The sequence below is a fragment of the Azohydromonas aeria genome (assembly GCF_009760915.1).
GTDB classification, from domain to species: Bacteria; Pseudomonadota; Gammaproteobacteria; order Burkholderiales; family Burkholderiaceae_C; genus Azohydromonas; species Azohydromonas aeria.
Map to the genome: position 1 here is coordinate 123,082 of NZ_VIDQ01000001.1, position 13,322 is coordinate 136,403.

General features: G+C 69.9%; 9 protein-coding genes. 4 read left to right on the plus strand and 5 right to left on the minus strand.

Annotated features, from left to right (window positions below; translation table 11 throughout):
* Nucleotides 1-12 precede the first annotated feature (12 nt).
* Both FJ694_RS00615 and FJ694_RS00620 read left to right on the plus strand, forming a co-directional pair.
* Nucleotides 13-1,311, plus strand: a complete 1,299-nt coding sequence (locus tag FJ694_RS00615; RefSeq protein ID WP_157263484.1) for a glucarate dehydratase family protein — start codon at nucleotides 13-15, stop codon at nucleotides 1,309-1,311.
* 206 nt (nucleotides 1,312-1,517) lie between these two features.
* Nucleotides 1,518-1,829 carry a BON domain-containing protein gene (locus FJ694_RS00620; protein WP_157263485.1) on the plus strand — a complete coding sequence of 104 codons (312 nt, stop codon included), beginning with the start codon at nucleotides 1,518-1,520 and terminating at the stop codon, nucleotides 1,827-1,829.
* Nucleotides 1,830-1,921: 92 nt separating this feature from the next.
* Here FJ694_RS00620 and FJ694_RS00625 read toward each other — a convergent pair whose 3' ends face one another.
* Nucleotides 1,922-2,155 carry a cysteine-rich CWC family protein gene (locus FJ694_RS00625; protein ID WP_157263486.1) on the minus strand — a complete coding sequence of 78 codons (234 nt, stop codon included), beginning with the start codon at nucleotides 2,153-2,155 and terminating at the stop codon, nucleotides 1,922-1,924.
* Nucleotides 2,156-2,223: 68 nt separating this feature from the next.
* Between FJ694_RS00625 and FJ694_RS00630 the strand changes: the two genes are divergently transcribed.
* Nucleotides 2,224-2,760, plus strand: a complete 537-nt coding sequence (locus FJ694_RS00630) for a deoxycytidylate deaminase (RefSeq protein ID WP_157263821.1) — start codon at nucleotides 2,224-2,226, stop codon at nucleotides 2,758-2,760.
* A 370-nt stretch (nucleotides 2,761-3,130) separates the two neighbouring features.
* Here the strand turns inward: FJ694_RS00630 and FJ694_RS00635 are convergent, their stop codons facing one another.
* The 3 genes from FJ694_RS00635 to FJ694_RS00645 form a co-directional block, all read right to left on the minus strand.
* Nucleotides 3,131-4,678: a malonate--CoA ligase gene (locus FJ694_RS00635; protein ID WP_157263487.1), complete on the minus strand. Its 1,548-nt coding sequence runs from the start codon at nucleotides 4,676-4,678 to the stop codon at nucleotides 3,131-3,133.
* Between the two features lie 252 nt (nucleotides 4,679-4,930).
* On the minus strand, nucleotides 4,931-5,965 hold the full coding sequence (locus FJ694_RS00640) for a Bug family tripartite tricarboxylate transporter substrate binding protein (RefSeq protein WP_157263488.1): 1,035 nt from the start codon (nucleotides 5,963-5,965) through the stop codon (nucleotides 4,931-4,933).
* A 165-nt stretch (nucleotides 5,966-6,130) separates the two neighbouring features.
* The gene (locus FJ694_RS00645; protein ID WP_157263489.1) at nucleotides 6,131-6,577 is read right to left on the minus strand and encodes a response regulator; all 447 of its coding nucleotides are present in this window, start codon (nucleotides 6,575-6,577) and stop codon (nucleotides 6,131-6,133) included.
* Nucleotides 6,578-6,917: 340 nt separating this feature from the next.
* Between FJ694_RS00645 and uvrA the strand changes: the two genes are divergently transcribed.
* Nucleotides 6,918-12,590: an excinuclease ABC subunit UvrA gene (gene uvrA, locus FJ694_RS00650; RefSeq protein ID WP_157263490.1), complete on the plus strand. Its 5,673-nt coding sequence runs from the start codon at nucleotides 6,918-6,920 to the stop codon at nucleotides 12,588-12,590.
* Here uvrA and FJ694_RS00655 read toward each other — a convergent pair.
* Nucleotides 12,538-13,305 carry a phosphatase PAP2 family protein gene (locus tag FJ694_RS00655; RefSeq protein WP_157263491.1) on the minus strand — a complete coding sequence of 256 codons (768 nt, stop codon included), beginning with the start codon at nucleotides 13,303-13,305 and terminating at the stop codon, nucleotides 12,538-12,540. The genes uvrA and FJ694_RS00655 overlap by 53 nt on opposite strands.
* Between the last annotated feature and the right edge of the window lie 17 nt (nucleotides 13,306-13,322).

A 13,322-nucleotide genomic window follows, 5' to 3' on the forward strand; every position in this document is an offset into this window, starting at 1 on the left:
GGAAGTATTCCCATGACCCTCCGCGACACCCTGATCCAGCACGTCCGCATCACGCCCATCGCCTTCCGCGACGGCCCGCTGCTCAATGCCAGCGGCATCCACGAGCCCTGGGCGCTGCGCGCCATCGTCGAGATCGAGACCAGCGACGGCCGCGTCGGCCTGGGCGAGACCTACGGCGACGAGCCGATGCTGCGCGCGCTGGAGACGGCCCGGCCGCTGCTGCAGGGCCTGTCGCCCTTCGACCTCAACGAGATGGAGCAGCGGGTGCGCGCCGCCTTCAAGCCGGCGGCCGCCGCGGCGATCAACGCCGGCGCGGTGGAGTTCACGCTGGCGCCGGGCTCGCACACCGCCAAGAACGCGGCCAAGGTCACCAGCGCCTTCGAGGTGGCGATGCTGGACCTGCAGGGCCAGATGCTGAACGCGCCGGTGGTGGACCTGCTCGGCGGCGCGGTGCGCAAGGCGGTGCCGTACAGCGCGTACCTGTTCTTCAAGTACGCCGAGCACGTGGACAAGCCGTACGCGCCCGACGCCTGGGGCGAGGGCCTGAGCCCGGCGCAGATGGTGGCGCAGGCGCGGCGCATGGTGGAGCTCTACGGCTTCCAGAGCATCAAGGTCAAAGGGGGCGTGTTCGAGCCCGCGCACGAGATCGCCACCATGCGCGCGCTGCGCGAGGCCTTCCCGAAGCACCCGCTGCGCCTGGACCCGAACGCCAACTGGTCGCTGGAAACCAGCATCCGGGCCGCGCCGGAGCTGGATGAGCTGCTGGAGTACTACGAGGACCCGACGCCCACGCTCGAAGGCATGGCCGAGCTGTCGAAGCACTGCCGCTCGCCGCTGGCGACCAACATGGTCGTCACGACCATGGACGAGTTCCGCCGCAACGTGGAGCTGGGCTGCGGCACGAAGATCATCCTGTCCGACCACCACTACTGGGGCGGGCTGCGCGCGACGCAGGCGCTGGGCCGCATGTGCGAGGTGTTCGGGCTGGGGCTGTCGATGCACAGCAACTCCCACCTGGGCATCAGCCTGATCGCCATGACGCACGTGGCCGCCGCGGTGCCCAACGTCACCTATGCCTGCGACACGCACTACCCGTGGCAGGAGGAGGAGGTGATCGAGGGTGGGCGCATCGCCTTCCAGGACGGCGCGGTGGCGGTGCCGACCAAGCCGGGCCTGGGCGTGACGCTGGACCGCGAGGCGCTGGCGCGGCTGCACGAGCAGTACCTGAGCTGCGGCGTGCGCAACCGCGACGACCTCAAGCAGATGCGCAAGTACCAGCCGGACTTCAGCGGGAAGAGCCCGAGGTTTTGAGCCCCGGGCTGCCGCCGAGGCGGGCCCGGGACCGCAGGGCACGCGGCTTGCCGACCCTGCAACGCCCGCAGTGCCGGCCAGGACCGGCGGCACGTGCGGGCGCACGCCGCGGCGCGGCCGGCCCGGTGGCCGGCACGCCGTGATCACGATCTGAACAAAAGCACCTGTAGAGGACTTCGCTCATGAATACCAAGCACTTGCTCCCCATGGCCCTGGTTTCCGCCGCCTTCCTGGCCGGCTGCGGCACCCTGGCCGGCAGCCCGGACCGCGCCGACGGCGCGCCGCACCGCACCGTGGGCGAGGCGGTGGACGACGCCAAGATCGTCACCGAGCTCAAGGCCAAGCTCGCCGCCGACTCGGACCTGAGCGCCTTCAAGATCAACGTCGATTCGACCCAGGGCTTCGTGCGCCTGAAGGGTGAAGTCAAGACCTTCGCCGCGCGCCAGAAGGCCGACGCCATGGCCCGCGCCATCAAGGGCGTGAAGTCGGTGGACAACCAGCTGCTGATCACGGGCTGAACGTCCGTGGCTCCCGGGCGGGCCCACCGCGGCCCGCCCGCTTTTTTGCCAGCTTCCCGGGCGGCGCCGCATTGCGCGGCGCCGTTTTCGTTTCACGCCTGGGCTTGGGGTGCGCCGTGTTCCAGCGCCGCGCCGGCGGCCAGGGCCTGCAGGCAGCGCAGGCACAGGCAGCCGCTCCAGCGCTGGCGCAGTTGCGCCTGCAATTCCGGGCTCAGCGTCAGCGTGCTGCAGGGGCAGGGCGCCGCGTCGCTGACGCCGCAGTGGAAGGCGCCGCCGCAGCGCGGGCAGCGGTCGGACAGGGTTTCGGGGGTGGCGGCGTCGGTCATGGCAGGCGGAAGCTGGGCAGGGTGGGAGGGCGAAGGTGCGAGAATGACCCATTTTCCGGGTGCTGAAAATGTCGTCATCGCCAAAAGCCGCCATCGATTGGGACCAGTTTTTCTTCGGCATTGCGCAACTGGCGGCGCTGCGCTCCAAGGACCCGCTGACCAAGAATGGCGCCTGCATCGTCAGCCCCGACCACAAGATCCTGGGCGTGGGCTACAACGGCCTGCCCCGGGGTTGCGACGACAGCGACCCGACCTATTGGAGCGATGACGACAACGACCCGTTCCGCTCGCGCCACAGTTACGTGGTCCACGCCGAAATCAATGCGATATTGAATTGCGTGGTGCTGCGGCTGGCGGGCTCGGCCATTTACGTGACGCAGTTTCCCTGCCCCAAATGCGCGCAGGCCATCATCCAGACGGGCATCGGCAAGGTGATTTACCACCGGCGCAAGGAGCACCATGGGCCGCAAATCAGGGCCGTGGAGAAGATGTTCCAGGATGCGGGGGTGATTGCCGAGAGGATCAGTGACATCAATCCGGCGACGGGGGAGTGGATCGAAAATCTGGAGAGGTATTTGACGAAGGGGGAAGGTAGTGCTGGATGATTCCAGTTATTTTCTTTGTCATTATTTCTTCAGGTGCGGTAAATTGTCATTCCGCGCAGGTTTGCTGAAGACCGGGACAACTCGGGCGTAGCCGGCATCCCGACAGCACGGGCCTCTCGCCCACTGCTTCGTCATTCCGGCGAAAGCCGGAATCCACGAACGCTGCGATGTCCCGCCTGCCAGCGCAGGCACATGCCGGCGTCGGTCATGCCACCGTGTCGGTGCGCGTGGATTCCGGCTTTCGCCGGAATGACGGATCGTGGTGCGAAGCGTCGTGGTTGACGAGGTGCCATGAATTCGATTTCCCCACACCGCAGTGATTGCAGGCGGGGACGACGAATTCATGTTCTGGCCTTTATTGGCCATTCAATCACGCAAACAACGCCCGATGCTGCTCCCGCAGCAGATTCTTCTGCACCTTCCCCATTGCATTGCGCGGCAGTTCGGGCGAAATGAAAACCTGCTTGGGCACTTTGAATCCTGCGATGCCGGCTTTCAGCCTGGCAATGATCTCGGTGGCATTCAGCTGGGCGCCGGCGGCGGGGATCACCACAGCGATCACGGCTTCGCCGAAATCCGGGTGCGGCACGCCGACCACGGCGCTCTCGGCCACGCCGGGGATTTCATTGATGAAACTCTCGACCTCGGCCGGATAGACGTTGTAGCCACCGGAAATAATGAGGTCCTTGCTGCGGCCGACGATGACGAGATAACCGTCCGGTTCGTATTTGCCCACGTCGCCGGTCTTGAACCAGCCGTCGGCGGTGAATTCTTCCTTCGTCTTTTCGGGCATGCGCCAGTAGCCGCTGAAGACGTTGGGGCCGCGCACCTGGATGTGGCCGATCTCGTTGACGGGGCGGGGTTGGCCGTCGTCGTCCATGACGCGGATGTCCGTGCCCGGCAGCGGCTTGCCCACCGTGCCGCCGCGGCGCGTGCCGTCGGCCGGCTTGCAGGGGTTGGAGCTGAGCATGGCCGTCTCACTCATGCCGTAGCGCTCCAGGATCGTGAAGCCGGTGCGCTCCTGCCACTGGGTGAAGGTGTCGATGAGCAGCGGCGCGGAGCCGGAGATGAAGAGCCGCATGCGCGCGCAGGCCTCGCGCGTCAGGCCCGCGTCGGCGAGCAGGCGCACGTACAGCGTGGGCACGCCCATGAAGACGGTGGCGCGCGGCAGCTGCGCGATCACGGCCCGGGGGTCGAACTTGTTGAGCCACAGCATCCGGCTGCCGTTGAGCAGCGCGCCGTGCGAGGCCACGAACAGGCCGTGCACGTGGAAGATCGGCAGGGCGTGGATCAGCACGTCGCCGGGCTGCCAGTCCCAGTAGTCCTGCAGCACCTGCGCGTTGCTCAGCAGGTTGCCGTGGCTGAGCATGGCCCCCTTGCTGCGCCCGGTGGTGCCGCTGGTGTAGAGGATGGCGGCCAGGTCGCCGGCCCCTCGCGCCACCGGCGCCTGCTCGTGCGGCTGCGCGGCGGCGCGCTGCAGCAGGGTGCCGTCGCGCTCCTCGCCCAGCGTGAACACGTGCTGCGCGCCGGCGTTGAAGGCCGTGCGGCTGACCCAGCCGAAGTTGCGCGGTGCGCACACCACCACGCTGGGCTCGGCGTTGCTCACGAAATACTCGACCTCGGCGGCCTGGTAGGCGTTGTTCAGCGGCAGGTACACCATGCCGGCGCGCAGCACGCCCAGGTAGAGCATCAGCGCCTCGACGCTCTTGTCCACCTGCACGGCGACGCGCGGCGGCACGCCGTCGGCGCCGGGCGCGATCTCCAGCGACTGCAGCAGGTTGGCGATCATGGCGCTGCCGCGGTCGATGTCGCGCCAGCTGTAGTACAGCGGCCCGTTCGGGGCGTCCAGCGCCTCGATGGCGCAGCGGTCGAGGTCGGCGGGGAAGCCCGCGCGCAGCGCGGCGTAGAGGTTGCTCATGGGGTCAGGCCAATGGGTCAAAGCGGCTGAACATTCACTTCGTCATCCCGGCGAAAGCCGGGATCCACGAGCCCCGCGCGGCATCCCGGCCGGGGTGGATTCCGGCTTTCGCCGGAATGACGAGGGACTGTTTCAGCTTCGGTCAAACGGGGTTCAGGCGGACAGTGTGGTGCCGGAAATGATGGCGGCCGCCGCGGCGGCCACCTTGCGGGCGCTCAGGAAAGCTCAGCGAAGGCGTGACGAAAGGCTCACTCACTCCAGCCGCGCGCCGGAGGCCTTCACCACCTCGGCCCAGCGTTTGGTTTCCCTGGCGGTCCAGGCGCTGAAGTCGTTGCCCCAGAGGTTGGGCGTCTCGCTGCCCAGGCCGGTCCAGGTGGCTTTCAGCTCGGCGGACTCCAGCGCCTTCTTCATCTCGGCCTGCATGCGCTCGATGGCCTCGCGCGGCGTGCCCTTGGGCGCCCAGATGCCGTACCAGGTGCTGACCACGTAGTCGGGCACGCCCAGCTCGCGCGCGGTGGGGATGTCGGGGAAGCCCGGCGCGCGGCGCTCGCCGGCCACGGCCAGGCCCTTGAGGCGGCCGCTGCGGATGTGGCCGGCCGAGGAGCCCAGGCCGTCGAACATCATGTCCACCTGGCCGGCCATCAGGTCCTGCAGCGCCGGGCCGGCGCCGCGGTACGGGATGTGGGTGATGAAGGTCTTGGTCTGGAGCTTGAACAGCTCGCCGGCCAGGTGGTGCGAGGTGCCGTTGCCGGCCGAGCCGTAATTGAGCTTGCCCGGGTTCTGGCGCAGCAGCTTCAGCAGACCCGGCAGGTCGGCGGCCGGTCCCTTGGCGGCATTGACCACCACCACCTGCGGCACGTTGGACACCAGGCCGACGGGCACGAAGTCGGACTCCAGGTTGTAGTCCAGCTTCGGGTACATGGCCGGGGCGATGGCGTGGTGCACGCCGCCCATGAAGAAGTTGTGGCCGTCGGCCGGCAGCCGCGCCGCCAGGCCCGCGCCGACGGTGCCGCCGGCGCCGCCCTTGTTGTCGATGACGAACTGGCGCCCGGTGTTCTTGCCCATGGCCGCGAACAGCGGCCGTGCGAAGGTGTCGGTGCCGCCACCGGCCGGGAAGGGCACGATGATCGTCACGGGCTTCACGGGCCAGGTGCCGGCAGCGGGGGCGGGGGACGCCGGGGCGGCCGGGGCCGCGGGCACGGTCTGCGCCGCGGCGGGCAACGAGGCGAGCAGGGTCAGGCAGGCAACTGCGCTGGCGCGGGCCAGCAGCGTGCGGCGGTGGGTCATGGGTTGTCTCCGAAGAACGCTCCTGCAACGTGGCGGGCGTTTTTTGTGTCGTTCAGGAAAGCGGGCGGACCTGCGGCCCGCCCTTCAAGGCGCGTCGGGCCTTTCGGCCCGGAGAGAGTGTAGACAGTCGGGCCTCGCGGCCCAGTGAAAGTACAGACCGTGGCGTCAGGCCGCCGGCAGGTCGGGCAGCCAGCGCGCCAGGGCGCGGCGCAAGGTCTCGAAAACGATGGGCTTGGTGAGGTAGTCGTCCATGCCGGCGGCCAGGGCCATCTCGCGGTCGCTGGCCAGGGCGTGGGCGGTGAGCGCCAGGATCGGGAAGCCCGGCAGCCGGCCCTGCTGCTGCATCTCGCGCAGCCGCCGCGTGGCCTGCAGCCCGTCCATCACCGGCATCTGCAGGTCCATCAGCACCAGGCGCGGCGGCGTGGCCTCGCAGCGCTCCAGTGCCTGCGCGCCGTCGTCGGCGGTGAGCACTTCCAGGCCCAGGGCCTTGAGCATCTCCAGCGCGATCATCTGGTTGACCGGGTGGTCCTCGACCAGCAGCACCGGCCCCAGGCCGGTAACGGCTGGGGCGGTCGAGACGTCGTCGATGGGCGCTGGCGGCACCGAATTCATCCAGTTCTCCAGAAGCGGGGTGCCCGGGATTGCCGGCACATGCAGTACCGGCCCCCCACGTTTCCGTGAGGCGAAGTTGCATGCTAGCACCGGCCCCGCCGTCGGCGGTCCCAGGGGGGTTGCCGGGGTTTTCTTAACCGCAACAAGCCCTTGGCGAGGGAAGGGCAAGAAATGCGACAAGTTGCCGCAGCGCTTTCCGGCCAATCCCGATGCATTCCGGCGTCACCGTTCCCCGGGCCGCGGGATTGCCTGCCCAGGCTTTTCCCCGGGCTGTCCCGCCGCCGTGGCGGGGCTTTGCGCCTCCCTAGAATCCCCCGCCTCCTCCCGAAAAGACCCCCCAATGAGTTCCGGAGTCATCCGCATCCGCGGCGCGCGCCAGCACAACCTCAAGAACCTGGACCTGGACATCCGCACCGGCGAGATGACGGTGGTCACCGGCCCCAGCGGGTCGGGCAAATCCAGCCTGGTGTTCGACACCCTCTACGCCGAAGGCCAGCGCCGCTACGTGGAGACCTTCAGCGCCTACGCGCGCCAGTTCCTCGACCGCATGGACCGCCCGGCGGTGGACCGCGTCGAGGGCGTGCCCCCGGCCATCGCCATCGACCAGACCAACCCGGTGCGCACCAGCCGCTCCACGGTCGGCACGATGACCGAGCTCAACGATCACCTGAAGCTGCTGTTCGCGCGCGCCTCGGACCTGTTCGACCGCCAGACCGCGCTGCCGGTGCGCCACGACACGCCGGAGTCGATCTACGCCGAGATGCAGCGCCGTGGCGCCGCGTCGGGCGACCCGCGCCTGGCGCTGACTTTCCCCGTCGAATTGCCGGCCAACACCACGGCCGAGGAAGTCGAGCAGTGGCTCGCCGCCAGCGGCTTCACGCGCGTGCAGGCCGAGCGCACGGTGGGCGAGCGCAAGTTGCTGGACGTGGTGGCGGACCGCTTCCGCATCGGCAGCGTCGAGCAGGTGCGGGCCATGGAGGCGATCGAGCTGGGGCTCAAGCGCGGCGGCGGACGGCTCAACGTCTACGTGCTGCAGGACGAGGCCGAGCCCGAGGTGTGGAAGTTCTCGACCGGGCTGCACTGCCCGGAGAGCGACATCCGCTACGCGCAGCCGCAGCCCTCGCTGTTCTCCTTCAACTCGCCCTTCGGTGCCTGCGAGGCCTGCAAGGGCTTCGGGCGCGTGATCGGCGTGGACATGGGGCTGGTGATTCCCGACGAGCGCAAGACGCTGCGCGGCGGCGCCATCAAGCCGATGCAGACGCCGGCGTGGAAGGAGTGCCAGGACGACCTGATCAAGTACGCCGGCGAGGCCGGCATACCGCGCGACACGGCCTGGGCCCAGCTGTCCCAGGCGCAGCGCGACTGGGTGATCGAGGGCTCGCCGAACTGGAACGGCAACTGGAACAAGCAGTGGTACGGCGTGCGCCGCTTCTTCGACTACCTGCAGTCGAAGACCTACAAGATGCACATCCGCATGCTGCTGTCCAAGTACCGCAGCTACACCGAATGCCCGACCTGCCGCGGCGCGCGGCTCAAGACCGAGGCGCTGCTGTGGCGCATCGGCACCAAGGCGCAGGCCGACGCGGTGCTGCCCCCGGAGAAGCGTTTTCAACCTGCAGGCGTGGACTGGACCCGGGAGCAGCTGGAGGCCTTGCCGGGGCTGCACCTGCACGACCTGATGCAGCTGTCGCTGCAGCGCCTGAGGGGCTTCTTCGACAGCGTCGAGGCCGCGGTGCAGGACAAGCCGCAGGCCGAGCAGGCGGCGATGGAGCTGCTGCTCGACGAGGTGCGCACGCGGCTGCGCTACCTGTGCGACGTGGGGCTGGGCTACCTGACGCTGGATAGGCAGAGCCGGTCGCTCTCGGGCGGCGAGGTGCAGCGCATCAACCTGACCACGGCGCTGGGCACCTCGCTCGTGAACACGCTCTTCGTGCTGGACGAGCCCAGCATCGGGCTGCACCCGCGCGACATGGACCGCATCGTGCAGGCCATGCAGCGGCTGCGCGACGCGGGCAACACGCTGGTGGTGGTGGAGCACGACCCGGCGGTGATGCTGGCGGCGGACCGCCTGATCGACATGGGCCCGGGCCCGGGCGAGCGCGGCGGCAGCATCGTCTTCGACGGCACGCCCGACGACGCGAGGAAGGCCGACACGCTCACCGGCGCCTACCTGGGCGCGCGCAAGCATGTCGGCGGCACCATCAAGCGCTTCGTGGCGCCGGGCACGCCGCGGCTGATCCTGGAGGGCGCCAAGGAGCACAACCTGCAGGACGTGACGGTCGAGTTCCCGCTGCAGCGCCTGGTGGTGGTGACGGGCGTCAGCGGGTCGGGCAAGAGCACGCTGATGCAGGACGTGCTGTATCCCGCGCTGGCGCGCCACTTCGGCAAGGCCACCGAGGCGCCGGGCGCGCACGAGCGGCTGCTGGGCGCGGAGATGCTGGCCGACGCGGTGTTCGTGGACCAGAGCCCGATCGGCAAGACGGCGCGATCCAATCCCGCCAGCTACGTCGGCGCCTTCGACGAAATCAGAAAACTGTTCGCCGAGGCGCCGCTGGCGCGCGAGCGCGGCTACGGCGCGGGCATGTTCAGCTTCAACGCCGGCGACGGGCGCTGCCCGACCTGTGGCGGCTCGGGTTTTGAACATGTCGAGATGCAGTTCCTCTCCGACGTGTACCTGCGCTGCCCGGACTGCGAGGGGCGCCGCTACCGGCCCGAGATCCTGGACGTGAAGATCGAGCGGCGGCTGCCCTCCGAGGCGGTGGGCGGCGAGCTGAGCGTGGCCGACGTGCTGGACCTGACGGTGAGCGAGGCGCTGCAGCGCTTCCGCGACGACCGCGAGGTGGCGCGCGCGCTGCAGCCGATCGTGGACGTGGGCCTGGACTACCTGCGCCTGGGCCAGCCCGTGCCCACGCTCTCCGGCGGCGAGGCGCAGCGGCTCAAGCTCGCGGGCTTCCTGGCCGAGGCGGCGCAGTCGGCGGCCAAGAGCCGGCAGTCGCTGGCGAAGAAGGGCACGCTGTTCCTGTTCGACGAGCCGACCACGGGGCTGCATTTCGAGGACATCGCCCGGCTGATGCGCGCGCTGCGCAAGCTGCTGGAGGCGGGGCACTCGCTGATCGTGATCGAGCACAACCTGGACGTGATCCGCGCCGCCGACTGGCTCATCGACCTGGGCCCCGAGGGCGGCGAGGGCGGCGGCCAGCTGGTGGCGGCCTGCACGCCGGAGGACATCCGGCACCACCCGGACTCGCACACCGGCCGCGCGCTGCGCGCCTACGAGCGCGCGCTGGGGCTGGACGGCGCGGTGGAGGAGGGCGTCCCGCTGCAGGCGCTGGTGAAGGCGCGGCGCGCGGCGCCGCCGGCGCAGGCGATCCGCATCGTCAACGCGCATGAGCACAACCTCAAGGGCGTGGACGTGGACATACCGCACGGGCGCTTCAGCGTCATCACGGGCGTGTCCGGGTCGGGCAAGAGCACGCTGGCCTTCGACATCCTGTTCAACGAGGGGCAGCGGCGCTACCTGGAGTCGCTCAATGCCTATGCGCGCAGCATCGTGCAGCCGGCGGGGCGGCCGGAGGTGGATGCCGTCTATGGCATCCCGCCGACGGTGGCGATCGAGCAGCGGCTGTCGCGCGGCGGGCGCAAGAGCACGGTGGCGACCACCACCGAGACCTGGCACTTCCTGCGCCTGCTGTGGGTGAAGCTGGGCCTGCAGCACTGCGTGCGCGACGGCACGCCGGTGATGCCGCAGAGCGCCGAGAGCATCGCGGCGCAGCTGTTGCGCGAGCACCGGGGCCAGCACGTCGGGCTGCTGGCGCCGCTGGTCGTGAACCGCAAGGGCCTCTATACGGACTTGGCGAAATGGGCGCTGGCGCGCGGCCACACGCACCTGCGCGTGGACGGCGAGTTCGTGCCGGTGCAGCCTTTCCCGCGGCTGGACCGGTTCAAGGAGCACACCGTCGAACTGCCGGTGGGCGACCTCGTCGTCACGCCGGAGAACGAGGGCCGGCTGCGCGAGCTGCTGCAGCAGGCGCTGGAGCATGGCAAGGGCGTGATGCACCTGCTGCATCCGCTCGACCAGCTGCGCGGCGCGATGGAATGCGGCCAGCCCACGGCCGGGCTGTGCCACGTGAAAGTCTTCTCGACCAAGCGCGCCTGTCCGACCTGCGGCATGAGCTATCCGGAGCTGGACCCGCGCATGTTCTCCTACAACAGCAAGCACGGCTGGTGCGAGGAGTGCGTGGGCACCGGCCTGGCGCTGACGCGCGAGCAGCGCAAGGTCTATGACGACTCGGTGCGCGAGGACGACGAGCGCGGGCGCGAGCAGAGCTTCCCTTCCGAAGAGGCGGAAGCCGAGGACGTGTCCGAGCGCGCCTGCCCGGCTTGCCACGGGGCGCGGCTGAACCCGGTGTCGCTGGCGGTGAGGTTCGACGAGCGGCCCATCAGCGAGGTGGCGTCGTGGTCGGTGCAGCAGGCGCGGGAGTGGATCGACGGCCTGGCGCTGGAAGGACGCGGTGCCGACATCGCGCGCGACGTGGTCACCGAGATCGCCAGCCGGCTGCGCTTCCTGGAAGCGGTGGGCCTGGGCTATTTGACGCTGGACCGGGCCGCGCCGACGCTTTCCGGCGGCGAGGCGCAGCGCATCCGCCTGGCGGCGCAGCTGGGCAGCAACCTGCAGGGCGTGTGCTACGTGCTGGACGAGCCGACCATCGGGCTGCATCCGCGCGACAACGGCATCCTGCTCGACGCGCTGCAGGAGCTGGGCAGCCGCGGCAACACGCTGGTGGTGGTCGAGCACGACGAGGACACGATCCGGCGCGCGGACCACATCATCGACATCGGCCCCGGCGCCGGGCGGCGCGGCGGGCAGGTGGTGGCGCAGGGCACGGCCGCGGAGCTGGCGGCGCAGCCGGACTCGATCACCGGCCGCTTCCTGGCCAACCCGCTGAAACACCCGATCGAGACGCGGCGGCCGGTGGACGACGCCGTGCAGTGGCTGCGCGTGCGCAAGGCCGATCTGCACAACCTGCAGAACGTGGACGTGGGCGTGCCGCTGCGCCGCCTGGTGGCGGTGACGGGCGTCTCCGGCTCGGGCAAGAGCACGCTCGCGCGCGACGTGCTGCTGGCCAACGTGCAGGCGCTCGTGGCCGCGCGCGGCAAGAACGTGGCGCTGACGGGCTGCGGCGCGGTGGAAGGCTGGCTGCAGGTGGACCGGGTGCTGGAGGTGGACCAGACGCCCATCGGCAAGACGCCGCGCTCGTGTCCCGCGACCTACATCGGCTTCTGGGATGCGATCAGGAAACTCTTCTCGCAGACGCTGGAGGCCAAGGCGCGCGGCTACGGCCCGGGGCGCTTCAGCTTCAACACCGGCGAGGGGCGCTGCCCGGCCTGCGAAGGGCAGGGCCTGCGCACCATCGAGATGAGTTTCCTGCCCGACGTGAAGCTGCCCTGCGACGTGTGCCACGGGCAGCGCTTCAACCCGGAGACGCTGGCCGTGACCTGGCGGGGAAAAAGCGTCGGCGACGTGCTGAACATGGCGGTGGACGAGGCGGTGGATTTCTTCGCCTCGATGCCGGGCATCGCGCACCCGCTGCAGTTGCTGAAGGACGTGGGCCTCGGCTACCTGACGCTGGGCCAGCCCTCGCCGACGCTGTCGGGCGGAGAGGCGCAGCGCATCAAGCTGGTGACGGAGCTTTCAAAAGTGCGCGACGAGGTGGGCCGGCGCGGGCAGAAGGCGCCGCACACGCTGTACGTGCTGGACGAGCCGACCGTGGGCCTGCACATGGCGGACGTGGAACGTCTCATCCACGTGCTGCACCGGCTGGTGTCCGGCGGGCACAGCGTGGTGGTGATCGAGCACGACCTGGACCTGATCGCCGAGGCCGACTGGGTGCTGGACCTGGGGCCGGAGGGCGGCAGCGGCGGCGGCAAGCTGGTGGTGGCGGGGCCGCCGGAGGCGCTGGTCAAGGCGGGGAGTCATACCGGGAAGGCGCTCGCGCCGGTGCTGAGCCGCTGACTCGCGCCGGGCGGTGCCGGCCCGCGGCATCCAGCCCGCGCGCGTTGCCGGCTTGCGGCGGCAGCACCAGCCGGCGCCGCCCGGCGGGCGCCGCGCGCCGGCGCCACGCCGGCAGCGGCCCTTGCAGCGGCCACAGCCCCAGGCACAGCACCCCCACGAGCAGCCCGGTGGGCACGTCGATGAAGTGGTGCTGGTAGGTGGTCAGCACCGACAGGCCGATCAGCGCGCTCCAGACGTGCACGAAGGCGCGCAGCGCGCCGCGGGTGTGGCGGCGGTAGAAGTCCCACAGGATCACCAGCAGCACGATGTGCAGCGACGGGGCCTGGTTGTAGGGCAGGTCCACGGCGGTGAGGGCGTCGAAGAGCGGGCCGGCCCAGCCCTGCACGTCCGGGCGCGGCGTGCTGAAGCGCAGCGGGAAGGCGAAGAAGCAGGCCACGCACACCAGCTGCGCCGTCAGCAGCCGCAGCGCGTGGCGGTGCAGCTCCTGCCACGCCCGGCACAGCAGCAGCGACAGGCCGTAGAGCAGGTCCAGCGACAGGTAGGGCACGATGGTCCACGGCCACAGCGGGATGTGGCGCTCCCAGTCGAAGACGATGCTGGGCACGTCGGGCAGCGTGGCCGCGCGGTGGTTCGTTGCGCTGTAGCTCAGGATGAACAGCGGCCCCAGCACCAGCAGCCAGGCCAGGGCGGGACGCCAAAGCGGAAAGGGTCGCATCAAGCGACCCCTGGGCA